Raw genomic sequence first — 24,312 nt, forward strand, 5'->3', positions numbered from 1 at the left:
ATTTAAGGACGCAGCTGCCCTTCGCTGTCGCGCACTTCCACCGGCCCCAGTTTCAGCTTGTCGAGCTGGGGCGCGATCTTCTTGCGCGCGCCCACGGCGACGACCATCAGCCGCGCCGGGTCCAGGTAACGCTTGGCGGCGGCTTGCACGTCGGCCGCGGTGACCGCCGCCAGGCGCGCCGGCAGCTGGCTGTAATAGTCGAGCGGGAGGTCGAACACGAAGGTTTCGGCCAGGCTGGCGCCGATGTCGCTGTTGGTTTCGAAGCGGTTCGGCAGCGACAGCAGCTCGGCGTTGCGCGCCCCTGCCAGTTCGGCCGCCTCCATGGGCTTGTCGACCATCGCTTGCGCTTCCTTGAGCAGTTCGCTCACCGAGGCGCCCGTCACGTTCGCGCGCACGCTGCCGGCGATGATGAAGGGGCCGGGCGTGCGGTCGTAGCGAAAGCCCGAGTACACGCCATAGGTATAGCCCTTGTCTTCGCGCAGGTTCTGGTTGATGCGGCTGGTGAACAGGCCGCCGAAGGCGGCGTTCATGACTTCCAGCGCCGGATACAGGGGCGTCTTGCGCTCGGCCGCCAGGGTGGTCAGGCGCAGCGCCGTCTGGCCCGCGCCCGGCTGGTCGACCAGCACCACGCGCGCCTTCGTCGTCGCCGGCGCGCCCGGCGCCAGCGGCGGCACCGGGGCGCTCTTCCAGCCGAGGAAATGCTTCTCCGCCAGCGCCTTGAGTTCGGCGCGCGAGATGTCGCCCGCCACCACCAGCGCCGCATTGCCCGGCACGTAGTGGCGCTGCCAGAAACCGTGCAGGTCCTCGCGCGTGACGGCGCGGATCGCCGGTTCCGTGCCCAGCTGGCCGTAGCCGTAGGGATGGCGCGGGCCGAACAGGGCGCCCGCGCCGGCCAGGGCCGCGATCAGTTCCGGTTCGTCGCGCTGCTGCATCAGCTCGCCCAGGCGGCTGGCGCGTTGGCGCTCGACTTCGGCGGTCGGGAAGGCCGGGTTCTGCACGACGTCGGCCAGCACGGCCAGCGCCGCGCCGAAGTTGGCGCGCAGCGACAGCAGCGAGACGGCCGAGCCGCCGGTGCTGCTGTCGGCATCCATGAAGGCGCCCAGCTGCGCGATGTCGTCGGCGATGCGCGGCGCGCTGCGCGTGGCCGTGCCCTCGGTCAGCATTTGCGCCGTGAAACCGGCCAGGCCCGGCAGGCCAGGGGGATTCGCGTCCGAGCCGCTGCGCACGACCAGTTCGGCCGACACCAGCGGCAGCGCCGGGTTGTGGTGGTGAATCACCGTCAAGCCATTCGGCAGCTTGAAGGCCTCGCCCTGCGGCAGCGTCATGCGCGGCGCCGGTCCGGCTTTCGGCATCTGGGTGCGCCAGGCTTCGGCTTCGTTGATGCCGCCCGCGCCATGGCCGGAGCGCGCCTTGGGCGGCTTCGGCGCCGGCGGATCGGGCGGCAGGTCGGGGATGCCGGGCACGCCGGCCACCACCACGCGCGCACGCTGCGGCAGCCAGGTGCGCATGGCTTGCCTGACGTCGGCCGCGCTGATGCTGCGCAGGCGCGCCACGTCCTGCGCCAGGTAGCCGGGGTCGCCCGTGTACTGGTTGTAGTGGTTCAGCTGGTCGGCCAGGCCGTCGCCTCCCAGCTTTTCCAGCGAGCTGACGATGGCCGTCTCGATCTGGTTGCGGGCGCGCGCCATTTCCTCCTCGGTCGGGCCATGCTCGCGCAGGGCCGCCAGTTCGGCGTCGATCGCTTCCTCGAGTTCGGCCGGCGTGTGGCCGGCGCGCGCCGTCACTTCGATCAGGAAGGCCGAGGTCAGCGCGCGCGCATCCTGGTTGGCGTCCACGTCCTGGGCGATCTGGCGCCCGTAGACCAGCGATTTATACAGGCGGCTCGACTTGCCGCCGGCGAGGATTTGCGCGGCGACGGCCAGCTCGGCGTCGCCCGGCTGGTAGGCAGGGGGCGTGAGCCAGCCCATGTAGACGCGCGGCAGCTCGACCCGGTCCGGCACCACCAGGCGCTTCTCAAGCGTGATCGGCGGCGTCGTCACCTTCGGGCGCACCACGGCCGGGCCGCGGCGCAGGCTGCCGAAATACTTGGCCACCAGGGCCCGCGTTTTTACTTTATCGATGTCGCCGGCGATCACGATGCTGGCGTTGTTCGGGCCGTAGTAGCGCGTGAAGAAGTCGCGCACGTCTTCCAGCTTGGCATTCTGGATGTCGGCGTGCGAGCCGATCACCGAGGCGCGGTAGGGGTGGTCCTGCGGGAACAGCGCGTGGTTCAGCGCTTCTTCGACGATCCCGTAGGGTTCGTTCTCGACCGTGTCGCGGCGTTCGTTGCGCACCACGTCCTGCTGGTTGGTGAGCGACTTCTGGTCGAGCACGTCGAGCAGATAGCCCATGCGGTCGGCATGCACCCACAGGGCCAGCTCGAGCTGGTTCGAGGGCACCGTGTCGTAGTAATTGGTGCGGTCGTAATCGGTGCTGCCGTTGCTGTCGCTGGCGCCCGCGCCTTCCATCAGGCGGTCGGCGAGACCCCGCGGCAGGTGCTTGCTGCCGGCGAACATCATGTGCTCGAACAGGTGGGCGAAGCCGGTCAGGCCCGGCGCTTCGTTGGCCGGCCCGACGTGGTACCAGACGTTCACGGCCACCAGCGGCAGGCGCTTGTCCTCGACCAGGATGACTTGCAAGCCGTTGGGCAGGGTGTATTTGTCGAAGGCGATGGTCGGGATGCCGGGCAGGCTGGTCTGGGGCGCCGTGCCGATTGGTGCGGCGCTGCCCCCGCCGCCCTGCGCGCCGGCGCCGTTCAGGGCGGCCATCAGCAGCGATGCGGCAAACAGTGGGCGGGTTTTCATGTGATGCTCCAGGAGATAAAGGTGATGCAATGAATCAATGTCAGTGGCAGCGGCCGCTGCCGTGGTCGGGCGGCGAGGGGTTGGGTAGCTGAGGTGGGGTCGCTTCCAGGAATTCCCAGTTGTAGCCGCCTGCAAATAATCGCAGGCGCAGCACGCCGTTGCGGCTGGCGTCGCGCGTTTCGCTGTTTTTCCGGATGCGCAGGAAAGGCGTCGGATAGGCGCCGCCGGTGCCGACCACGAACTGGCGCGGGCCGCGCGGGTCGTGCCGTCCATCCGCATCCTGGGGCGCGAAGCGCTCGTAGTCGTGGTCGTGGCCCGACAACACCAGCTCGGCGCCTGCGTCCTGCAGCAGCATCCAGGCCGCGCGCATCGCCGGCACGCTGCCGTGGCCGCCAGAACTGTACAGCGGATGATGCCAGAATGCCAGCGTGCAGGGCGGCGCGCCGCCGGCGCCGGCCCGCGGGTCGCGCGCCAGCTCGTCCTTCAGCCAGGCCAGCTGTGTTTCCTGCGCCGCGCCCCTCAGGTTGCTGTCGAGCGAATAGATGCGCCAGCTGCCCAGCGTCAGGCTGTAGTAGCCGCGTCCGGCGCGCGCCCCGAAGTAGGCGAAATAGGGCAGGGCGCCCTTTGTATAGTATTCGTGGTTGCCGGGAGAAGGCCAGGTGCGCTCCTTGAAGCGGCCCCAGGTCGGCCCGTAGCAGTTGGCAAATTCCGCGGCCGTACCGCGCGGATAGGTATGGTCGCCCAGGGTCAGCACGACGGCTTGCGGGTCGGCGGCGAGACCCGCCGCGACCACGGCGGCCGTGTCGGCGGCGCCCGTCCAGCGCGTGTCGGGATGGGGGCAGCGGGCGATGTCGCCGACGGCGTACACGGTCTGGACTGCTGGTTCGGGGGCTGCCTGGGCGAGCGCCGGTACGGCCGCGCCGCCCAGGGCGCAGGCGAGCAGGCGCGCTGCGTGCCGGGCCGCGCCAGGCCGGCCCTGCCTATTCAATGAAGCGCAGCAGGCCGCGCAGCGCATGCGCCACGGTCTGCTCGCGCACGGCCTGGCGGTCGCCCTGGAACACCAGGCGCTCGGTGTGGGTGGTGTCGCCGCGCGCCCAGCCGAAGCAGACGGTGCCGACCGGTTTGCCCGGCACCGCGCCGGTCGGGCCGGCGATGCCGGTGGTGGACACGGCGACGTCGGCATTGCTGTTGGCCAGCGCGCCCTCGGCCATTGCGCCCGCGACTTCTTCGCTGACCGAGCCGAACTGGGCCATGAGCGCCAGCGAGACGTCGAGCATTTCCGCTTTCGACACATTCGAATAGGTCACGAAGCCGCATTCGAACCAGCCGGTCGAGCCGGCGATTTCGGTGACGGCCTGCGACACGCCGCCGCCGGTACAGGATTCGGCCGTTGCCAGCAGCAGGCGCTTGGCCTGCAGCGCCATGCCCACTTTCGTTGCAAGATCGATCAACTCGTTCGTCACGTGCAGCTCCTTCAGGTGGCGCCAGGCGTACCCGGCGGTGGCGACAGCGGGTGGTCGCGCATGGTTCATTCTAGCGCGGCATGGCGCACACTGGTGTGGCAAACTTGCCGCGATCCGGTCCCAGGTTCCCCATCGTCACTATCGGTTAAATAAATGTCCCGTGCGACACGGCGGCAAACCGGACTGCTATCCTGCATCGCGGCGGTTTCCGCCGCGTTTCTTTTATTTAACAGAACTCTCATGCCGCATGCATTATCCATGTGCTTTCGCGTAGAGCCGGTCCGGCCGTGATGGCGTTCGCCGTCCGGGCCGTGCGCTCGGCATATTCCTTGCTCCTTGCCTTGTCGCTGCTCGCCGGCGCCGTGCACGCACAGCCGGCACGTGTCGACAGCCGCCTCGAAGTCCAGGTCAAGGCCGCCTACCTGTATAAATTCGCCGGCTTCGTCGATTGGCCGGCCGCCGCCTTCGCCCGGCCCGACAGCGCGCTGGTGATCGGCGTGGCCGGCAACGAGGAACTGGCGGCCCAGCTCGAGCAGGTGGTGGCGGGGCGCAGCGTGGGCGGCCATCCGCTGGCCGTGCGGCGCGTGGCGCGCGGCGATGCGCCTGCCGGCCTGCACGTCCTGTACGTTGCCGGCGCGGACGGCGCCGCCCTGCTGGCCGCCGCGCGCGGGCTGCCGCTGCTGACCGTGGCCGACGCCGGCGAGGCGCCGGCCGGCATGATCCACTTCATCGTGGCTGCGGAGCGCTTGCGCTTCGAAGTGGCGCTCGGCCAGGTCGGCCCCAGCGGCATCAAGATCAGCGCGCGCCTGCTGGCCGCGGCCCTGCGCGTGACGGGGGCCTCGTGATCCGGCGCTCCTCGATCCGCAAGAAGCTGGTCGTGGCCGTGATGGCCACCACCTTCGCCGCGCTGCTGGTGTCGGTCGGCCTGATCATTGGCTACGACTTGCGCAGCTACCACCGTTCGCTGGTGAACGATTTGTCGACCCAGGCCGAACTGGTCGGGCACATGACCTCGGCCGCGCTGGCCTTCGACGATCCGCGCCTGGCAGGCGAAAACCTGGCGCTGCTGCGCACCCGGCCGATGGTCGGGGCGGCCGCCATTTTCGACGAGAACGGGCGCCTGTTCGCTTCCTATACGGCGCATGGAAAGAAAAGCAGCTTTCCGGCGCGCCCGGAAGCGGCCGGCGCGCAGACCGAGGGCGACGCGGTGACGCTGTTCCGCCCGATCGTGGAAAACGGCGAGACCATCGGCACGGTCTGGCTGCACGCCGAACACCGGCTGCTGGCGCGCACGCTCGACTATCTGGCCATTGCGCTCGGGGTGATGCTGCTGGCGATGGGCACGGCCTATCTGGTGATGCGGCGCATGGGCGGCGTGATCACGACCCCGATCGTGGCCGTCACCGAGATTGCGCGCGATGTCGTGGCCACACGCGACTATTCGCGCCGCGCGCCGCGCGTCGGCGACGACGAGGCGGCCGAGCTGGCCGACTCGTTCAACGCGATGCTGACCGAGATCGAGCAGCGCACGCGCGAGCTGGAAGGCTCGAACGCCGAGATCGTGCGCGAGGCGGCCGAGCGTTCGCGCGCCCAGCAGGAAGTGATGCGCCTGAACGAGCAGCTCGAGCACCGCGTCGACGAACGCACGCTGCAGCTGGCGCTGGCCAACGCGGAACTGGCCAACGCCATCGACGAGGCGCGCAAGGCGAACCAGGCGAAATCGGCCTTCCTGTCCTCGATGAGCCACGAGCTGCGCACCCCGCTCAACGCGATCCTCGGTTTTGCGCAGATTTTGACTTCGCAGTCGCTGCCCACGACCGAGGCCCAGAAGAAGGAGTTCGCCAACCACATCCTCAAATCGGGACGCCACCTGCTCACCCTGATCAACGAGATCCTGGATCTCGCGAAAGTCGAGTCGGGCACGATCACGCTGTCGATGGAGCCGGTCGAATTGGGCGAGATACTGGGCGAATGCCAGAGCATGATCGAACCGCTGGCGGCCGCGCGCGGCATCCGCATGCTGTTCCCGCAGAAGGTCGACGCGGTGCTGCTGGCCGACCGCACGCGCGTCAAGCAGGTGCTCCTGAACCTGCTGTCGAACGCGGTCAAGTACAACCGCGACGCCGGCGCCGTGGTGCTCGACTGCGTGCAGGGCGCCCCGGGCCGTCTGCGCATTTCGGTGCAGGACACCGGCATGGGCCTGCGCCCCGAGCAGGTCGAGAACCTGTTCCAGCCCTTCAACCGGCTCGGCCAGGAAGCGGGCGCCCAGGAAGGCACCGGCATCGGCCTGGTGGTCACGCGCCGCCTGGTCGAACTGATGGGCGGTACTATCAATGTTACGAGTAGCCCGGGTGTGGGCAGCGTGTTTACGATCGAACTTGGCACGACGGCGCCGCTGGCCTCGACCGCCCCTGCCGGCGTCCAGTTGGAGGCGGTGGCGGCACCGGGCGGGGATGGCGCTCCCCATCTGCTGCTGTATGTCGAGGACAATCCGGCCAACCTGAAACTGGTGGAGGAAATCGTGCGCTTCCGCTCCGACCTGCGCCTGCTGGCGGCCGGCGACGGCCCGCTTGGCCTGTCGCTGGCGCGCGCCCACCATCCCGAAATCATCCTGATGGACCTGAACCTGCCCGGCATGAGCGGGCTCGAGGTGCTGGCCCAGCTACAGCGCGAGCCGGGCACGCGCGGCATCCCGGTGATCGCGCTGACGGCCAATGCGATGGCGCGCGACATCGAACGCGGCATCGCGGCCGGCTTCTTCCGCTACCTGACCAAGCCGATCGACATCGACAAGTTCAACGAAGCGATCGACCTCACGCTGGCGCACCTGCGCGCGCAAAAGGGCGCCGCCAGCACCGAGGGACGCGCTTCATGATCACGCCGGCCGAGGTACGCCGCGCGCGCGTGCTGGTGGTGGACGACCAGCCGGTCAACGTGCAGCTGCTGGAATACCTGCTGAAAACCACCGGCTACGAGAACGTGCACAGCACGAGCGACCCGCGCCAGGTGGTGTCGATGCACCTGAAATTCCGCTTCGACCTGATCATCCTCGACCTGCACATGCCGCACATGGACGGCTTCCAGGTGATGGAAGCATTGAAACCGCTGGAGAGCGAATCCTGGCTGCCGGTGCTGGTGGTGACGGCCGAACCGGACAAGAAACTGGCGGCGTTGGAGGCCGGTGCGCGCGACTTCATCGGCAAACCCCTCGACACGGTCGAGGTGATGACGCGCATCCGCAACCTGCTGGAAGTGCGCCTGATGCACCGCGAGTCGCGCGAATACGGCGCGCGCCTGGAACGCACCGTGCGCGAGCGCACTGCCGCCCTGGGGCGCTTTCGCAGCGCCATGGACGCGACCACCGACGGCATCTTCCTGATCGACGCGGCCAGCCTGGCGCTGGTCGACGTCAGCGACGGCGCCTGCCGCATGCTCGGCTTTTCGCGCGAGGCGCTGATGCGCATCGATCCGGTGGCCCTCGGTCTGACCACAAAGGACCAGCTCGAGCGGCACCTGGCGACCAATGGCGCGGCCCACGAGGCCGACATCGCCGAGACCGAACTGCTGCGCGCCGGCGGCGAAGGCGCGGTGCCGGTCGAGATCAGCTGGCAATGGCAGGAGGCGGGGACCAGTAAACTCCTGATCGCGGTCGCGCGCGACATCAGCGAGCGCCTGCAGGCGCAGCAGCGCCTGAAACACCTGGCCAGCTTCGACGCGCTGACGGGCCTGCCGAACCGCACCCTGTTTTTCCAGAACCTGCGCGATTCGATCGAGCTGGCGCAGGACAAGGCCTGGCGCGTGGCGGTCCTGTTCATCACGCTCGACCGCTTCAAGATCGTCAACGATTCGCTCGGCCCGAAGCTGGGCGACGAATTGCTGCGCCAGTTCAGCAACCGGCTGGTGCGGGTGCGCGAGCAGCGCGACTCGGTCGGGCGCCTGGGCGGCGACGAATTCGCCGTCATCCTCAGCATGACGCGCGAGCAGCAGGACGAGGCCGCGCACCTGGCCAACGAGATCCGCGAATCCCTGCGCGCGCCTTTCGACCTGGAGGGCCAGCAGGCGGCACTGACCGCCAGCATCGGCATCGCCATGTATCCGGATGACGCGGTCGACCCGGGCACGCTGGTGAAATATGCCGACACTGCGATGGTGCGCGCCAAGGAGGCGGGGCGCGACGGCTACCGCTTCTTCACGGCCGGCATGAACGTGCAGGTGCTGGCCCGGCTCGACCTCGAGGTGGCGCTGCGCGGCGCGCTCGAGGGACGCCAGTTCGTACTGCACTACCAGCCCAAACTCGAACTTTCCACGGGGCGCGTGTGCGGCGTCGAGGCGCTGCTGCGCTGGCACCGGCCGGGCCATGGCCTGGTGTATCCGGCCGAATTCGTGCCGGTGCTGGAAGAGACCGGGATGGTGGTGCGCATCGGCGACTGGATCATCGACGAGGCCTGCCGCCAGATCGCCGAATGGCAGGCGCAGGACGTGCGCGAGCTGCGCGTGGCGGTGAACGTGTCGAGCCGCCAGTTCGTCGAGGGCGACCTGGAAGGCGTGGTGCGCGCCGCGCTCGAACGGCACGGCATCGAACCGGGGCTGCTGGAGCTCGAACTGACCGAAAGCGCGCTGATGACCAATGCCGAGCGCACCATCGAAGTGCTCGAGCGGCTGAAAGCGCTGGGCATCCGCATCGCGATCGACGACTTCGGCACCGGCTACTCGAGCCTGGCCTACCTGAAGCGCTTCCCGATCGACAAGCTGAAAATCGACATCGCCTTCGTGCGCGACATCGTCACCAGCCCGGACGACGCGGCCATTGCCCTGGCCATCGTCAGCATGGCGCACAGCCTGCACATGCAGGTGATCGCCGAAGGCGTCGAGACGCGCGCCCAGATGGCGTTCTTGCGGCGCCACCGCTGCGACGAGATCCAGGGTTTTCATTTTTCGCGCGCGCTGCCCCCTGGCCAGCTGGCCCAGCTGGTGCGCCGCAACCGCGACACCCCGGACCGTTCGGCGCTGGACGACAGCACTGTGCAAACGATTCTGGTGGTCGACGGCGACGTCGACACCCTGACCGCGCTGCACCGCCTGCTACGGCGCGACAACTACCGTGTGCTGACGGCGGCCACGCCGACCGAGGCCTTCGAATTGCTGGCGCTGTACCGGGTGCAGGTGGTGATGTGCGACCAGCGCATGCGGGCCATGAGCGGCACCGAATTTTTGAGCAAGGTGAAGGAGATGTACCCGGACACGATGCGCATCATCCTGTCCGGCCACACGGGCGTCAAGACCGTGCTCGAATCGATCAACCGCGGGTCGATCTACAAGTTTTATACCAAGCCGTGGAACGATGCGGAGTTGCGCGACAACGTGCGGCTGGCGTTCCGGCATTACTGGATGGAGCACGGGCCGTATGACGACCGCAAGGTGCCCCGTACGGGCTGACTCGATGCCGGCGTCCGCGTGGGCACGGGGTGCCCACCCTGTAAAGGCAAAGTTGAAATGTCCGCTTTCAGCAAAGTTGAAATGTCCGCTTTTTCAGGTGTGAACATGGAGCTGAGCGGCCCCTTTCTTTGCTGCTGACACGCCTTTCGTAACGATGGCGGCTGGCTGATCGGCACGATAGGTCCGGTTGCGCGACTTTTTGTCGAGCAGTGCGTGCAGGGTCTTGCTGTCGATGTCGTTCCGATTTTCCCGACGCGGCAGTGCCAGGCTGGTATGGGTAAATAGCTGACCGTTTGCCCGCAGCTCCACACGGCCATCGGTGTAGGTATGGATGGCAACAGCTTGGCCAATCAGACTTCGGGCTCTGGGGGTATCGTCCAGCCGGTGCTGTACGGTGGCCTGTTGCAGGGTCAGTTGGGTGCTCAGTTTGCGTGTCTCGCAAAAGCTCAGGATGCGCTCCAGGTTTTCGCCGGCTTGCAACGGCGTATGCAGGTCAAGCGGATTGCTTGGCACACGGGCAAACCGGGCGTTGTAACGTGCAGCGTAATCGTTACACCAGGCATTGGCGGTCGCGATATCGCTGATTCCTTCAAGCCTCAGATGTTTTACCAAGCGGTCCTGCAAGGTACGGTTGGCTCGTTCTACACGGCCTTTTGCTTGCGGTGAGTTAGCGCAGATTAGTTCGATTCCGAGTTCATCCATGGCACGTTGAAACTGGGTGCAGGTTCGGCTCGTCGCTATTGCCGAGCGAAACACGGCAGCGCGGTCGGAGTACAACGCCTGGGGCTTGCCGTGTTGTTCGACGTAGCGCTGCGTGGCCTCGAAATAGCTGGCCGTTGATTCACTCGGGGCGAAGTGCAGCTGCAGCAGCTTTCCGGTTGCATCGTCGATGTAGACGAGCAGTGCGCAAGCGTCTCCACGTCGCTCGAACCAGTGATGGCGGCTGCCGTCGATCTGGACCAGTTCACCGAAACAGGCGCGCCGCTCGCGCGGCTGGTGCAGCGCAGCCATCCGCGCGGTCTTTGGGATCCACAATCCCGCCTCGATCATCAGGCCACGCAGCGTTTCTTTTGACACGATGACGCCGTGCCGATCCCGCAGCTGCTCGCACGCCAGTGTTGGGCCAAAATCGGCGTAATGGTCGCGTACCAGTTGTAGGGCTGCCTTGGCCAGGCCCGGCCCGAGCTGATTGTTGCTCAGCTTGCCTCGCTTGCCAGAAATCATGGCGCCTACGCCATCCTCTGCAAACCGCTTGATCAGGCGCCGCACCTGCCGGGTCGTTATTTGAAGCCGTTTCGCCGCAATCGTTGCCTTGACCTCGCCACGGGCACACGCCCCCACGAGTTCAGCCCGCTCTAGCTCCTGCATCGTAATGCTCCCGATTTTGCTCACGCTCGACTCCAAACGATTCGGAATCGACAGCATGAACTATCTAGCAAAAGCGGACATTTCAACTTTGCTAGAAGCGGACATTACAACTTTGCTCTTACACACCCTACGAAGGGCGCGCTCTGGTAGATCCTATGATGAAAAAAAAGTGAGCCGATTTGCAGATCGAGTCCTAACCTGAGAGTTCGAAACGCAGATTTAGGAGAACGACATGCAACCGGCTCACACTCAGGATATTACGCTCACCCACCAGACGCTGACAGCCTCGCTCGAACTTGCGTGCAAGAACTGGAAAGTGGCGTTGCAGGACGATGCGCACGAGCGGCCCTCAGTGCACAACACGAAGCAGGCAAGCGCCTCTAACCGGTTAGCCGAATTGATTGGGCTAATCGAAGCAGAACGAGGGAAATGGGGCTTGCCCCCAGACTGTCGCGTCGTGGTGTTGTATGAGGCAGGCCAGGACGGGTTCTGGATTTGCCGGGCCTTGCAGAAACATGGATACGAAGTCGTGGTCGCCGATCCAGCGAGCATTCCCGTGGAACGCCACGCCCGGCGCGCCAAGACCGACCGACTCGACGCGTTGCGCCTGCTGTCGTGCCTGCGCGGCTGGCTGCGCGGCGAGCGTGACCGGCTGCGGGCAGTATCGGTGCCGGCGGCTGAGGACGAAGCGACGCGTCACCTCGTACGCGACCGCGGCCAGTTGCAAAAGGAAATCACGCAGCACCGGGACCGCATCACGAAGTTGCTGCGTACCGTCGGCTGCTGGATGGAAGTCGGACCGAAGTTTGCCGAACAGCTCGGACGCAACGAAATCATCTGCCATGACGGCGTTGCGCTGCCGCAGTGCCTGCGACAGCGCCTGATGAGGGAATGCGATCGGCTGGCGCTGGTGACCCAGCAATTTCACGAACTGGAAGCCCAGTTGCCCCGGCTGTTACCCCCCGCTGCGGCGTCCTCGGCCGCCACGCTGCAGAAGCTGCGCGGTGTCGGCCCGGTCGGCGCGCAGCGCCTGGTCCTCGAACTGTTCTGGCGCCAGTTCGACAATGCCCGCCAGGTCGGCAGTTGCGTGGGACTGGTACCTCAACCGTACGACAGCGGGCAACGCCGGGTCGACCAGGGCATCAGCAAGCAGGGCAATCGCCGGGTGCGCGCCTTGCTCGTCGAGATGGCCTGGATGTGGCTGCGCCACCAGCCCGACAGTGCGCTGGCCCAGTGGTTCAAGCGACGAACCAACAGCGGCACCGACGCCCCTTCGGCGGGCAAGCGTGGCCGGCGGGTCTGCATCGTGGCTGTGGCCCGACGATTGGCCATTGCCCTCTGGCGTTACCTGAAGGACGGCGTGATGCCCGACGGCGCTGAGCTCAAACCAAGGACTGGCAAGATAATCGAAGCGGCAGTATGACGAGCAGGAAGTTTTGCAGTGTGAAGCTTGCAAGCCCGTGGCCCACCCTGGCTGTCAACCAACAGCCGACGCTAGTAGATGGGGCTTGCCTTAACGAGGTCACCTGAGCGCAACGCGCATGCAGGATTCAGTTGGACAAACAGCCCAACGGATAGAAGGTGGTGAGACGCCAATGTCTCACGGACAGATGACCAAGAGCTTTACGACAGCAGCATCAACCAGATAGCTACCAGGAGAGGCAAGATCGCACACGCTCCTTGACAGTCTTCATAGAAGGGTGGGCCGGGCCGCGATCGGACTCTGTGCCCACGCGGTCCGCGGCTTATTTAATCTCCGCTGAAGTGATCCCACCCCTGCACATCCATCTCCACCGCCTTGCCCGCCGCATCGACCAGCCGTAAGCCCGGCTGAGCATCGATCGTTCCCACGCGCGTGACCGGCACGCCGGCCGAACCGGCTGCCGCCAGCACGGCCGCGCGCTGGGAAGGCGGAGCGGTGAAGCACAGTTCGTAGTCGTCGCCGCCGGCCAGGGTGAAGCGGCGGCGCAGGGCGAGCGGCTGCTGTGCCAGCGCCGGGCCGGGCGGCAGGGCGTCGATGTCGAGGGTGGCGCCGACCTTCGAGGCGTCCAGGATGTGGGTCAGGTCGCCCACCAGCCCGTCCGAAATGTCGAGCGCCGCGTGGGCGATCGGCAGCGCGGCCAGGGCGCGTCCGAGTTCGACGCGCGGGGTCGGCAGGTGCATGCGCGGCGCGGCCTGGGCCAGCGACTCGGCATCCAGTGCGATCTCTTTCCAGTAGCCTGCCAGCGCCAGGCGCGCGTCGCCGAGCGTGCCGGAGATCCAGATGTCGTGGCCTGCGCGGGCGGCGTCGCGGCGCAGCGCGTGGCCCGGCGCGATCTCGCCGAACACGGTGATGCAAATCGCCAGCGGCCCGCGCGTGGTGTCGCCGCCGATCAGTTCGCAGTCGTGCTGGTCGGCCAGCGCGAACATCCCGCTGGAAAACGCTTCCAGCCATTCGGGGTCGGCGCCGGGCAGGGACAGGGCCAGCGTGAAGCCGACGGGCCGCGCGCCCATCGCCGCCAGGTCCGACAGGTTCACGGCCAGGCTTTTATGGCCCAGCATGCGCGCGTCAGCGCCGGCAAAGAAATGGCGGCCTTCGATCAGGAGGTCGGTCGAGATCGCGCTCTGCATGCCCGGGGTGGGCGCGAGCAGGGCGCAGTCGTCGCCGATGCCGAGGACAACGTGGCCGGAGTGGCTACTGCGGGCGCGGCGGAAGTATTGTTTGATGAGGTCGAATTCGGAAAGCATGGGCAATTCTACCGTCCAGAGAGCGTGCACGTGCTGGTCAAGGAGACAACACCCGTATTCATCGGCTTTACTTATACCGAGGCTCGTCACATCAGCAAAGCTGATGAATCCCATGCGTGGAAAATACGTAGCTGACTGCAATAGCCACTCTGATAAAATTGGAGGTTCCCCTCTAAGTTCAGGAAGGCTGCATAGCATGGATTCGTCATCGGATAAAAAAGAAGAATTACGCCAACAACTGCGTGCTGCAGCGCTCGAATACCACCAGTTCCCGCGTCCCGGCAAGATCAGCGTCACGCCGATCAAGGGCTTGCTGAACCAGCGCGACCTGGCCCTGGCCTATTCGCCGGGCGTCGCGGCCCCTTGCGAAGAGATCGTCAAGGACCCGCTGAACTCGTACAAGTACACCTCGCGCGGCAACCTGGTGGCCGTGATCTCGAACGGCACCGCCGTGCTGGGCCTCGGTAACATCGGCCCGCTGGCTTCCAAGCCTGTGATGGAAGGCAAGGGCGTGCTCTTCAAAAAGTTCGCCGCGATCGACGTCTTCGACATCGAGATCGCCGAGAACGACCCGGATAAACTGGTCGACATCATCGCTTCGCTGGAGCCGACTTTTGGGGGCGTGAACCTGGAAGACATCAAGGCGCCCGAGTGCTTCTACATCGAGCGCAAGCTGCGCGAGCGCATGAAGATCCCGGTCTTCCACGACGACCAGCACGGCACCGCGATCATCGTCGGCGCCGCCATCCTGAACGGCCTGAAGGTCGTCAACAAGGACATCAAGCACTGCAAGCTGGTGGTCTCGGGCGCGGGCGCGGCGGCATTGGCCTGCCTCGACCTGATCGTCGACCTCGGCTTCCCGATCGAGAACATTTTTGTCACCGACCTCGCCGGCGTGGTTTATAAGGGCCGCGTCGAGCTGATGGACCCGGACAAGGAGCGCTTCGCGCAGGACACCGCGCACCGCACCCTGACCGACATCATGCCCGACGCCGACATCTTCCTCGGCCTGTCGGCCGGCGGCGTCCTCAAACCCGAGATGGTCGCCAAGATGGCGCCGAACCCGATCATCCTGGCGCTGGCCAACCCGAATCCGGAAATCCTGCCGGAAGACGCGAAGGCCGTGCGCAGCGACGTCATCATCGCCACCGGCCGTTCGGACTATCCGAACCAGGTCAACAACGTGCTGTGCTTCCCCTACATCTTCCGTGGCGCGCTGGACTGCGGCGCGACGACCATCACGCGCGAAATGGAAATCGCGGTGGTGCACGCGATCGCCAACCTGGCGCATGCCGAACAGTCGGACGTGGTCGCGACCACCTACGGCATCAACAACCTCTCCTTCGGCCCTGAATACCTGATTCCGATGCCGTTCGACCCGCGCTTGCTGACCCACATCGCACCCGCGGTGGCGAAGGCCGCGATGGAAGGCGGCGTCGCCGCCCGTCCGATCGCCGACCTCGAAGCCTATGCCGAGAGCCTGCAGCAGATCGTCTACCGCAGCGGCTCATTCATGAAGCCGCTGTTCCAGGTGGCCAAGGCGACCCCGCCGGAACTCAAGCGCATCGTCTACGCCGAAGGCGAGGACGAACGCGTGCTGCGCGCGGTGCAGGTGGTAGTCGACGAGAAGCTGGCGCGCCCGATCCTGGTCGGCCGCCCGGCGGTGCTCGAGCAGCGCATCGAGAAGTTCGGCCTGCGCCTGAAGCTGGGCGTGCACTTCGACGTCATCAACCCCGACTTCGACGAGCGCTACCGCGACTACTGGCAGACCTACCACCAGATGGTCATGCGCAAAGGCGTGACGGTGGACATGGCCAAGCTGGCGATGCGCCGCCGCCATACGCTGATCGGCGCGATGATGATTCACAAGGGCGACGCCGACGGCATGATCTGCGGCACCTACGGCACCACCTGGACCCACCTCGACTTCATCGACAAGGTGCTCGGCAAGCGCGCCGGCGCCAACGTGTATGCGGCGATGAACTTCGTGATTACCGAGGAGCGCCAGATCGCGATGGTCGACACCCACGTCAACGACAACCCGAACGCCGCGGAACTGGCCGAGATCACGATCATGGCGGCCGAGGAACTCGAGCGCTTCGGCATCACGCCGCGCGTGGGCCTGCTGTCGCATTCGAATTTCGGCACGTCCGACAGCGAGTCGGCGCAGAAGATGCGCGCCACGCTGGCGCTGGTGCGGGAGAAGGTGCCGAACCTGGAGATCGACGGCGAGATGCATGGCGACGTCGCGCTCGATTCGAAGCTGCGCGCGAAATTGATGCCGCAGTCGACGCTCAAGGGCGACGCCAACCTGGTGGTGATGCCGAACATCGATTCGGCCAACATCGCCTACAACCTGCTGAAAACGGCGGCCGGCAACGGCATCGCGGTCGGCCCGGTGCTGCTCGGCTGCGCCAAGCCGGTGCATATCCTGACGCCGTCGGCCACGGTGCGCCGGATCGTCAACATGACCGCGCTGTGCGTGGTCGATGCGGTGTCGAACCGCTGATCGGGCAGGGCGGCCGGGCTGACAAAAGTTCAGTCCGATTCAGCCTCCATTGAGTGGACTCACAGGCGAGCGTGCTCGCCTGTTTTTTATGGCGGAGACACGTAACAATCCGTAAGCGCAGCTTGCATGCCGCGCAACACCAGCAACAATGTTGTTATGGCGGTATTTCGATATCATTTGGTTACGTCCAAGAGGCAAGCAAGAATCGTTCTGATACAATATTGGGTTGCCATCCGAACTCCGCACTGCCCCAGTCCATTCATCCGGGATTTAGCATCATGCAACAAACAATAAAAAGAGCTGTAATTACCGGCATTACCGGCCAGGACGGCGCTTATCTCGCGCAATTACTGCTCGACAAGGGTTACCACGTGACTGGTACCTTCCGCCGGGCGAGCTCCACTAATTTTTGGCGCATCGAAGAGCTGGGCATCGCGGCGCACCCGAATTTGTCGCTGGTCGAATTCGACCTGACCGACCTCGCGTCGAGCCTGCGCCTGATCCAGAACGCCGCGCCTGACGAAGTCTATAACCTCGCGGCCCAGAGTTTTGTCGGCGTTTCGTTCGACCAGCCGCTGACGACGGCATCCATCACCGGTCTGGGCGCCGTCAACCTGCTGGAATCGATTCGCATACTGAATCCGAAGATCCGCTTCTACCAGGCGTCGACCTCTGAAATGTTCGGCAAGGTTCAGGCGATCCCGCAGGTCGAGGAGACGCCGTTCTATCCGCGCAGCCCGTACGGTGTCGCCAAGCTGTACGCGCACTGGATGACGATCAACTACCGCGAGAGCTACGGCATTTTCGGCGCTTCCGGGATCCTGTTCAACCACGAGTCGCCACTGCGCGGACGCGAGTTTGTGACGCGCAAGATCAGCGACTCGGTCGCGAAGATCGTGCTCGGCCAGCTCGACGTGCTCGAACTGGGCAACCTCGACGCCAAGCGCGACTGGGGCTTTGCCAAGGAATACGTGGAAGGCATGTGGCGCATGCTCCAGGCCGACCAGCCCGACACCTACGTGCTGGCGACCAACCGCACCGAGACCGTGCGCGATTTCGTCACGATGGCCTTCAAGGCCGCCGGTGTCGCCATCACCTGGAGCGGCAGCGGCGAAGATGAAACCGGCCAGTGCGCCAGGACCGGCAAGACCCTCGTGCGCATTTCGCCGAAGTTCTACCGTCCGGCCGAAGTCGAACTCCTGATCGGCAACCCGGAAAAGGCCAGGCGCGAGCTGGGCTGGGAACCGACAACCACGCTGGAAGAGCTGTGCCAGATGATGGTTGATGCCGACCTGCGCCGCAACAAACAGGGCTTCTCGTTCTGATATGACCGGACACGGCGCGCACCAGCTGTCCGCTTCAGCCGCCGTGCGCGAGGGCGAGGGCCGGTGCGCACTGGTCACCGGGCTGCGCGGCTTCACGGGCGACTACGTCGCGCGCGAGCTCGAGGCCGCAGGCTACCGCGTCCACGGCACGGTCATGCCGGGTGGCGAGCAGGAACCCGATATATTCCCGATCGACCTGTGCGAACGCGCGGCGGTGGCCGCAATGGTCGAGGAAGTACAGCCCGACGTGGTGGTGCACCTGGCCGGCATCGCCTCGGTCGCACACAGCAACGCGGGGCAGATCTACAACGTCAATGTGGTCGCCACGCGCAACCTGCTCGAAGCCCTGGCCGGCGCGCGCCGTAAGGCGTCCTGCGTGCTGCTGGCCTCGTCGGCGAACATCTACGGCAACGCCAGCATGCCTGTCATCGATGAGAGCGTCGCGCCGGCCCCGGCCAACGATTACGCCGTCAGCAAGCTGGCGATGGAATACATGGCGCGTCTGTGGATGGACAAGCTGCCGATCGTGCTGGCGCGCCCTTTCAATTACACCGGCCGCGGCCAGAGCGAGCAATTCCTGCTGCCGAAGATCGTCGGCCACTTCCGCCGCGGTGCGCGCCGGATCGAACTGGGCAACCTGGCGATCGCGCGTGATTTTTCCGACGTGCGCACCGTTGCGCGCAGTTACCGGCGCCTGCTGGCCGCTGCCCCCGCGGGCGAAGCCTTCAATATCTGCTCGGGACATACCCATTCGCTGGCGGAGGTGCTCGGGATGATGGCCGAGATCGCCGGCTACTCCATCGAGGTCGAGGTCAATCCGGCATTCGTGCGCGCCAACGACGTGCTCACGCTTTCCGGCAGCAACGCCAAGCTGCTGAACGCGATCGGCACCGTCCCGCAGCACCCGCTGTCCGCCACGCTCCGCTGGATGTACAGCGCGTGACCCGCCGTCATTGCCTGGCGCCGGCGCGCGCCTTCGCAGTCCGTCCGGGCATCAAGGCCGGCGGGCGCTAAGCGTCACTTTTTCGATTTCCTATGCGCGTCCTTCATTTTTACAAAACCTATTATCCCGACACCGTCGGCGGTATCGAGCAGGTCATCCGCCAGCTGTGCGTCGGCACCGGCCGCCTCGGCGTGACCAACACGGTGCTGTCGCTGTCGCGCGAGAAGAACCTGGTGCCGATCGATTTCGAGGGCCACACCGTGCACCGCGTGCCGCTCGACTTCGAGCTGGCCTCGAATGCCTGCTCGGTGGCCTCCCTCGGCGCGCTGGCGCGCCTGGCGCGCGATGCCGACGTCGTGCACTACCACTTCCCCTGGCCCTTCATGGACCTGGCCCATTTCATCGCGCGCGTGAAGAAGCCGACGGTGGTGACCTACCACTCCGACATCGTGCGCCAGAAGAAGCTCCTGCGCCTGTACCAGCCGCTCAAGCAGCGCTTTTTGCGCAGCGTCGACGCCATCGTCGCGACCTCGCCGAACTACATGGAGTCCTCGCCCGTACTCGAGCGCTACCGCGACAAGACCCGCATCATTACCTACGGCCTGGACCGTGACACCTATCCGCAGCCCGACCCGGCGCTGCTGGCGCACTGGCGCGCGCGGATCGGCCCGAAGTTCTTCCTGTTCGTCGGCGTGCTGCGCTATTACAAGGGCCTGCACGCGCTGCTCGACGCCGTGGCCGGTACCGGCTACCCGGTCGTCATCGTCGGCGCGGGGCCGGAGGAAGCGGCCCTGAAAGCCCAGGCGCAGCGCCTGGGCCTGGACCATGTCCACTTTGTCGGCGCCGTCGGCGAGGACGACAAGGTCGCCCTGCTGACCCTGTGCTACGCGCTGGCCTTCCCGTCCTACCTGCGCTCGGAAGCGTTTGGTATTTCGCTGCTGGAAGGGGCGATGTACGGCAAACCGATGGTCTCGTGCGAAATCGGCAGCGGCACCACCTACATCAACATCGATGGCCAAACGGGACTGGTGACGCCGCCGGACGACGCCCAGGCGCTGCGCGCGGCGCTGCGCACGCTGTGGGACAACCCGGAGATGGCGCGCGAGATGGGACTGCGGGCGGCGGCGCGGTATGAGGAGGTGTTTACGGCGAAGAAGATGGCGGCGAGTTATACCGATTTGTATCGCGAAGTGGTCGCGCGTCGCGGCTGAGCGGGCGCTGTAATGCGTGGACTCCCGAGTCCACGCGTTGTACAAGTTTCAGGCCGCTTCCGCCCAGCGCTCCCGCACCACGCGGATCGCCGGCAGCTGCGCCACGAACAAATCCACCAGCGCCGGATCGAAGTGCTTGCCCTTCTGCTGCACGATATGGTCGACCGCTTCCTGTTCGCTCCAGGCGCGTTTATACGGCCGCACCGAGGTCAGGGCGTCGAACACGTCGGCAATGGCCACGATGCGGCCGGTGAGCGGGATCGCGTCGCCGGCCAGGCCGTTCGGATAACCGCTGCCGTCGTACTTCTCGTGGTGGGTCAATGCGATCTGGTGCGCCAGCTGCAGCATGCCGCTGCCATGCTCGCCGATGATCTCGGCGCCGATCGTCGCGTGGCTTCGCATCACCTCCCATTCGTCCGCGTCGAGCGGCCCGGCCTTTTGCAGGATGCGGTCGGGGATGCCGATCTTGCCGACGTCGTGCATGGGCGCGGCGTGCAGCAGGTCGTCCGCTTCCTGTTCCGTCATGCCGGCCGCCAGGCCCAGGATCTGCGAGAAGTGGCTCATGCGGATCACGTGCAGGCCGGTTTCGTTGTCCTTGTATTCCGCCGCTAGTCCCAGGCGCTGGACGATCGCCAGGCGCGAGGCTTTCAATTCTTCCATCCGCACCAGCGACAGGTGGGTGCGCACGCGCGCGCGCACCACCGGCGGGCTGACCGGCTTGGTGATGTAGTCGACCGCGCCGGCCTCGAAACCTTCGAGCTCGTCGGCGGTGTCGGACAGGGCGGTGACGAACACCACGGGAATCGGGGCCGTCAGCGGATTGGCTTTCAGGGCCGCGCAGACTTCATAGCCGCTCATCCCCGGCATCATCACGTCGAGCAGCACCAGGTCGGGGCGCTCTTTATTCGCCAGTTCCAGCGCACGGGCGCCGTCTTTCGCAAACAGCAGGCGGTAGTGGTCCTGCAGGATCTGGCGCAGCAACTGCAGGTTGCTCGCTTCGTCGTCGACCGCCAGGATCAGCGGCTTGTTGCTGGTAGTGCTCATTTCGTCGTTTCCTGTGGCGTAGGGTCATCGTGCCCGGCGAGTGCTTCGAGCACGGCATCGAGCTGCTGCTGGGCGAGGTCGAAATCGAAATCGGACAACGCGGCCTGCACTTGCGTCACGCGCGCCGCGACCGGGTGGCCGGACAGCGCGGCCGCCAGGGCGGCCAGCGCGCCGTCGTCGAGCGCGCCGCGCCCGAGCGCCTCGCGCAGCATGCGTCCGGCCCGCAGGGCGCGCGGGAGATCGACGGTGCTTGCAGGCGACGGCAGAGCCTGCGCCTGCGCCGGGCGTTCGGCGCGGATCATCAGGATCGCCGCGGCATGCGCCGCCTCGACCTTGACCAGGGCTTCGGGCAGCAGGGCGACGCCGGCCAGCTGCTGGCCCTTTTCGCCTTCGGCCAGCAGCTCGAGCTCGGCCAGCGCATCGGCCAGCAGTTCGAGGCCGATGTTGGCGGCCACGCCGCGCGCCTTATGGGCCAGCATGCGCAGCGACGGGTAATCGGTGCTGGCCAGGAAACCCTGCAGGAATTGCGGCAGCAGGGCGTGGTGGCTGTGGAAGTGCTCCAGCGCTTCGCGGTAGGCGTCTTCCTTGCCGCCCCAGCGCTGCACGGCGGCCGTGCGGTTGAGCACATGGCGCTCGAGCTGCGGCGCCGCCTCGTGGCCCGTGTGGCCCGAGCCGAGGCCCAGCACGCGTGCGATCTCGTGCGACAGCGTGACCCAGTCGACCGGCTTGGAAGCGAAACCGTCCATGCCTACCTCGGCGCTGGCGCGGCGGTGTTCGGGCAGCACGCTGGCCGTCATCGCGATCACCGGCACGCGCGTGCGGCCCGCGGCCAGTTCCTGCTCGCGGATCAGGCGCGTGGCCGACAGGCCGTCGAGTACCGGCATCTGGAAGTCCATCAGGACCAGGTCGAATTCCTGGCGCGCGGCCATCTCGACCACGGCCACGCCATCGGACACGGCGGTGAGCGTGTGGCCGCGGCGCGCCAGCAGCAGCTGCAGCAGTTCCAGGTTCTGCGGCACGTCGTCGGCGGCCAGCACGCGCAGCGGCGGCAGGGCGGCGGCGGTGCGTACGCGCGCCTGCTGCGGCGCGAAGCGCGCCACCACCAGCGGCAGCACCACGTGGAAGGTCGTGCCCTCGCCGATCACGCTCTCGGCCCAGATCTTCCCGCCCATCAGTTCGACCAGTTGCTTGCTGATCGTGGTGCCCAGGCCAGTGCCGCCAAAGCGGCGCGTCATCGAGGCGTCGGCCTGGGTAAACGGGTCGAAGATCGCCTGCAGGCGCTCCGGGGCGATGCCGATGCCGGTGTCCTTGACGGAAAAATGCAGCATGCCGTCCTGCTGCTCGGCGCGCAGGACGACGGTACCGGCGGCGGTGAACTTGATCGCGTTGTCGAGCAGGTTGGTGAGCACCTGGCGGATGCGCAGCTCGTCGCCGCGCAGGTTGGTCGGCAGGGCAGGGTCGTAATGGATGTCGACTTGCAGGCCCTTGGTGCGGGCATTGGCCGCCAGCGTCGAGGACAGCTCGTCGATCAGGGACAGCAAATTGAAATCGTTGATCTCGAGTTCGACCGCGCCTTTTTCCAGCTTGGCGGTGTCGAGGATTTCGTTCAGCAGGCGCAGCAGCGAGCGGCCGTTGCTGCGCACCGTGTCGAGGTGGCGGCGCTGGTCCGGCGCCAGTTCGCCGTCGAGCAGCACGTCGGTGAAGCCGAGGATCGAATTCATCGGCGTGCGGATCTCGTGGCTCATGTTGGCCACGAAACTGGCGCGCGCGGCGGCGGCCTGCTCGGCCGCGTCTTTCGCTTCGCGCAGCGCGTCTTCCATCGTGCGGCGCTCGCTGATGTCGAGGATCACGCCGTCGAGCCAGGTCAGCACGCCCGCCTCGTTGCGCACGCCGGTGCCGTTTTCCCACAGCCAGCGGGTCGTGCCGTCGGCATGCAGCAGGCGGTATTCGACCAGGTAAGGACGGTCTTCGCGCAGCGCCGTTTCGATCGCCTCGGACACGCGCGCGCGGTCGGCGGCGTGGATCAGGGTGCCGAAGGAACGGCGCGGCGCGGCGCCCGGCGGTTGGCCCAGGAAGTCGCGCGCCGGGTAGCCGGCAACGCGCTCGACGGCCTCGCTGATGAAGACCATCGGATGCGCGCCTTCGATCCGGCTGCGGTAGGAAATGCCGGGGATGGTGCCGATCAGGGAGCGGAACTGCCCCTCGCTGGCGCGCAGGGCCGCGACCATTTCGCGCCGCTCGGTGATGTCGGTGACAAAACAGACGAACAGTTCGCGCTCGTCCATCCGCGCATGGCCGACGGCGACGCGGATCGGCACCAGGCTGCCGTCGCGGCGCAGCGCTTCGATTTCCGCATTGTTCGGTGCGGCGTGGGCGCTGCTGTCGCGCAGGTAGCCGAGCAGGCCGCCTTCGCTGTTGCGTTCGGTGTCCGTCATCAGCAGGCGGATGTTCCCGCCGACGATGTCGTCGCGCTTCCAGCCGAAGATCTTTTCGGCCGAGGCGTTGAATTCTTCGACCCTGCCATCGCGGTCGATGGTGATCACGCCGTCGACGGTGGTGGTGAGCAGGGCGCGCATCCAGGCTTCGCTGCGCGAGAGTTCGACGTACAGCTGGCGGTAGCGCAGCAGGCCGTTCGCGCCCAGCACGACGACGGTGAACAGGACCGTGATCAGGGAGATCGCCAGGGCCAGGAAAGTCGTGTCCGAAGCGACTGCCGCGTTCGGGTCGACGGTGCCGACGAAACGCGCGGCTGCCATGCCGGTGTAATGCATGCCGGTGATGGCGCAGCCCATGACGATTGCGGCCAGCAGCAGGCGCTTGCCTTCCGAGAGGCGGCGCAGGCGGCGCAAGCCGAAGCGCACCCACAGGGCCAGCGTGGCCAGCACCACGGCCACCACGATCGACAGGCCGAAGGTGAACGGGTCGTAGCGCAGGTCCAGGCTCATGCGCATGCCGGCCATGCCGGCGTAGTGCATCGCGCCGATGCCGGCCCCGACCAGCACGCCGCCCACGACCAGGCTGCCGGTGCCGATGCGCTCGCGCGCGATCAGGCTCAGCGCCACATACGAGGCGCCGATGCTCGGCAGGTTCGACAGGATCGTGATCATCGGGTCGTAATCGACCTGCGTGCACAAATTAAAGGCGAGCATGCCGATGAAGTGCATGGCCCAGACGCCGGCGCCGAGCGCCAGGCTGCCGGTGAACAGGAAGACGCTGCGCTGGCGCGTCTGCTGGCGTGCCTGGCCGGCGATCTGCAAGCCCATCCACGAGGCGAAGATGGCCACGAGCAAGGACAGCACGACCAGTTTCGGATCGTGGATTCCGTAACTGAGCAACGACGGATCGTCGGGCAACATGAAGAGCGACATGGGGATTCCGGCAGTAGAAAGCGCCCGAGCAGGGCTGCGGTATCGTCAGTATGACATTTCCGTACGGAAAGTGTTGCC

At 66.3% G+C, this 24,312-nt stretch carries 15 protein-coding genes; 8 read left to right on the plus strand and 7 right to left on the minus strand.

Annotated elements, in window-relative coordinates:
- Positions 1-2: 2 nt before the first annotated feature.
- Genes NMB41_RS02355 through NMB41_RS02365 form a run of 3 tightly spaced genes read right to left on the minus strand, consistent with a single transcriptional unit; the run spans position 3 to position 4,264 of the window.
- Entirely contained in the window at positions 3-2,840 is a 2,838-nt protein-coding gene (locus NMB41_RS02355; protein WP_494380883.1) for a M16 family metallopeptidase, read from the minus strand.
- A 40-nt stretch (positions 2,841-2,880) separates the two neighbouring features.
- Entirely contained in the window at positions 2,881-3,828 is a 948-nt protein-coding gene (locus NMB41_RS02360; RefSeq protein WP_494380884.1) for a metallophosphoesterase family protein, read from the minus strand.
- A complete protein-coding gene (locus NMB41_RS02365; RefSeq protein WP_494382924.1) occupies positions 3,821-4,264 on the minus strand; it encodes a CinA family protein in 444 nt (147 codons plus the stop codon). The genes NMB41_RS02360 and NMB41_RS02365 overlap by 8 nt, the downstream gene beginning before the upstream one ends.
- Before the next feature lie 368 nt (positions 4,265-4,632).
- On the opposite strand from NMB41_RS02365, the gene NMB41_RS02370 reads away from it, so the two are divergent.
- Genes NMB41_RS02370 through NMB41_RS02380 form a run of 3 tightly spaced genes read left to right on the plus strand, consistent with a single transcriptional unit; the run spans position 4,633 to position 9,739 of the window.
- A complete protein-coding gene (locus NMB41_RS02370; protein ID WP_494380885.1) occupies positions 4,633-5,148 on the plus strand; it encodes a TOL_0243 family YfiR-like periplasmic protein in 516 nt (171 codons plus the stop codon).
- Positions 5,145-7,178 (plus strand): sensor histidine kinase, YfiR-like protein-associated, encoded by a 2,034-nt coding sequence (locus NMB41_RS02375; protein WP_494380886.1) that lies wholly within the window; start codon positions 5,145-5,147, stop codon positions 7,176-7,178. Before NMB41_RS02370 ends, NMB41_RS02375 begins: the two co-directional genes overlap by 4 nt.
- Complete coding sequence (locus NMB41_RS02380; RefSeq protein ID WP_494380887.1) at positions 7,175-9,739, plus strand: EAL domain-containing protein; 2,565 nt, start codon at positions 7,175-7,177, stop codon at positions 9,737-9,739. Before NMB41_RS02375 ends, NMB41_RS02380 begins: the two co-directional genes overlap by 4 nt.
- A 93-nt stretch (positions 9,740-9,832) precedes the next feature.
- Here the strand turns inward: NMB41_RS02380 and NMB41_RS02385 are convergent, their stop codons facing one another.
- Complete coding sequence (locus NMB41_RS02385) at positions 9,833-11,164, minus strand: ISNCY family transposase (protein ID WP_494380888.1); 1,332 nt, start codon at positions 11,162-11,164, stop codon at positions 9,833-9,835.
- Positions 11,165-11,339: 175 nt separating this feature from the next.
- Here NMB41_RS02385 and NMB41_RS02390 point away from each other — a divergent pair, with 175 nt between their 5' ends.
- A complete protein-coding gene (locus NMB41_RS02390; protein WP_494378481.1) occupies positions 11,340-12,530 on the plus strand; it encodes an IS110 family RNA-guided transposase in 1,191 nt (396 codons plus the stop codon).
- A gap of 326 nt (positions 12,531-12,856) precedes the next feature.
- Here NMB41_RS02390 and thiL read toward each other — a convergent pair whose 3' ends face one another.
- Positions 12,857-13,834 carry a thiamine-phosphate kinase gene (gene thiL / locus NMB41_RS02395; RefSeq protein ID WP_494380889.1) on the minus strand — a complete coding sequence of 326 codons (978 nt, stop codon included), beginning with the start codon at positions 13,832-13,834 and terminating at the stop codon, positions 12,857-12,859.
- 196 nt (positions 13,835-14,030) lie between these two features.
- On the opposite strand from thiL, the gene NMB41_RS02400 reads away from it, so the two are divergent.
- From NMB41_RS02400 to NMB41_RS02415, 4 genes are all read left to right on the plus strand, one after another.
- A complete protein-coding gene (locus NMB41_RS02400) occupies positions 14,031-16,343 on the plus strand; it encodes an NADP-dependent malic enzyme (protein WP_494380890.1) in 2,313 nt (770 codons plus the stop codon).
- 278 nt (positions 16,344-16,621) lie between these two features.
- Positions 16,622-17,668, plus strand: coding sequence for a GDP-mannose 4,6-dehydratase (gmd, locus tag NMB41_RS02405; RefSeq protein WP_494380891.1), 1,047 nt, complete (start codon positions 16,622-16,624; stop codon positions 17,666-17,668).
- Between the two features lies 1 nt (position 17,669).
- Positions 17,670-18,611 carry a GDP-mannose 4,6-dehydratase gene (locus tag NMB41_RS02410; protein WP_494380892.1) on the plus strand — a complete coding sequence of 314 codons (942 nt, stop codon included), beginning with the start codon at positions 17,670-17,672 and terminating at the stop codon, positions 18,609-18,611.
- Positions 18,612-18,703: 92 nt separating this feature from the next.
- Positions 18,704-19,822, plus strand: coding sequence for a glycosyltransferase family 4 protein (locus NMB41_RS02415; RefSeq protein ID WP_494380893.1), 1,119 nt, complete (start codon positions 18,704-18,706; stop codon positions 19,820-19,822).
- Between the two features lie 48 nt (positions 19,823-19,870).
- On the opposite strand, the gene NMB41_RS02420 is transcribed toward NMB41_RS02415, so the two are convergent.
- Together NMB41_RS02420 and NMB41_RS02425 are read right to left on the minus strand one after the other, a co-directional pair.
- On the minus strand, positions 19,871-20,866 hold the full coding sequence (locus NMB41_RS02420; protein ID WP_494380894.1) for a response regulator: 996 nt from the start codon (positions 20,864-20,866) through the stop codon (positions 19,871-19,873).
- On the minus strand, positions 20,863-24,234 hold the full coding sequence (locus tag NMB41_RS02425; RefSeq protein ID WP_494380895.1) for an MHYT domain-containing protein: 3,372 nt from the start codon (positions 24,232-24,234) through the stop codon (positions 20,863-20,865). The genes NMB41_RS02420 and NMB41_RS02425 overlap by 4 nt, the downstream gene beginning before the upstream one ends.
- Positions 24,235-24,312 lie beyond the last annotated feature (78 nt).

The sequence above is a fragment of the Massilia sp. FBCC-B171 genome (assembly GCF_059134155.1).

What these genes read in the sequence shown, in the direction of transcription:
- NMB41_RS02355 (WP_494380883.1), bottom strand. Translation starts at nt 2,840, where the DNA reads ATGAAAACCCGCCCACTGTTTGCCGCATCGCTGCTGATGGCCGCCCTG.
- NMB41_RS02365 (WP_494382924.1), bottom strand. Translation starts at nt 4,264, where the DNA reads ATGGCGCTGCAGGCCAAGCGCCTGCTGCTGGCAACGGCCGAATCCTGT.
- NMB41_RS02380 (WP_494380887.1), top strand. Translation starts at nt 7,175, where the DNA reads ATGATCACGCCGGCCGAGGTACGCCGCGCGCGCGTGCTGGTGGTGGAC.
- NMB41_RS02385 (WP_494380888.1), bottom strand. Translation starts at nt 11,164, where the DNA reads ATGCTGTCGATTCCGAATCGTTTGGAGTCGAGCGTGAGCAAAATCGGG.
- NMB41_RS02390 (WP_494378481.1), top strand. Translation starts at nt 11,340, where the DNA reads ATGCAACCGGCTCACACTCAGGATATTACGCTCACCCACCAGACGCTG.
- thiL (WP_494380889.1), bottom strand. Translation starts at nt 13,834, where the DNA reads ATGCTTTCCGAATTCGACCTCATCAAACAATACTTCCGCCGCGCCCGC.
- NMB41_RS02400 (WP_494380890.1), top strand. Translation starts at nt 14,031, where the DNA reads ATGGATTCGTCATCGGATAAAAAAGAAGAATTACGCCAACAACTGCGT.
- gmd (WP_494380891.1), top strand. Translation starts at nt 16,622, where the DNA reads ATGCAACAAACAATAAAAAGAGCTGTAATTACCGGCATTACCGGCCAG.
- NMB41_RS02410 (WP_494380892.1), top strand. Translation starts at nt 17,670, where the DNA reads ATGACCGGACACGGCGCGCACCAGCTGTCCGCTTCAGCCGCCGTGCGC.
- NMB41_RS02415 (WP_494380893.1), top strand. Translation starts at nt 18,704, where the DNA reads ATGCGCGTCCTTCATTTTTACAAAACCTATTATCCCGACACCGTCGGC.
- NMB41_RS02420 (WP_494380894.1), bottom strand. Translation starts at nt 20,866, where the DNA reads ATGAGCACTACCAGCAACAAGCCGCTGATCCTGGCGGTCGACGACGAA.
- NMB41_RS02425 (WP_494380895.1), bottom strand. Translation starts at nt 24,234, where the DNA reads ATGTCGCTCTTCATGTTGCCCGACGATCCGTCGTTGCTCAGTTACGGA.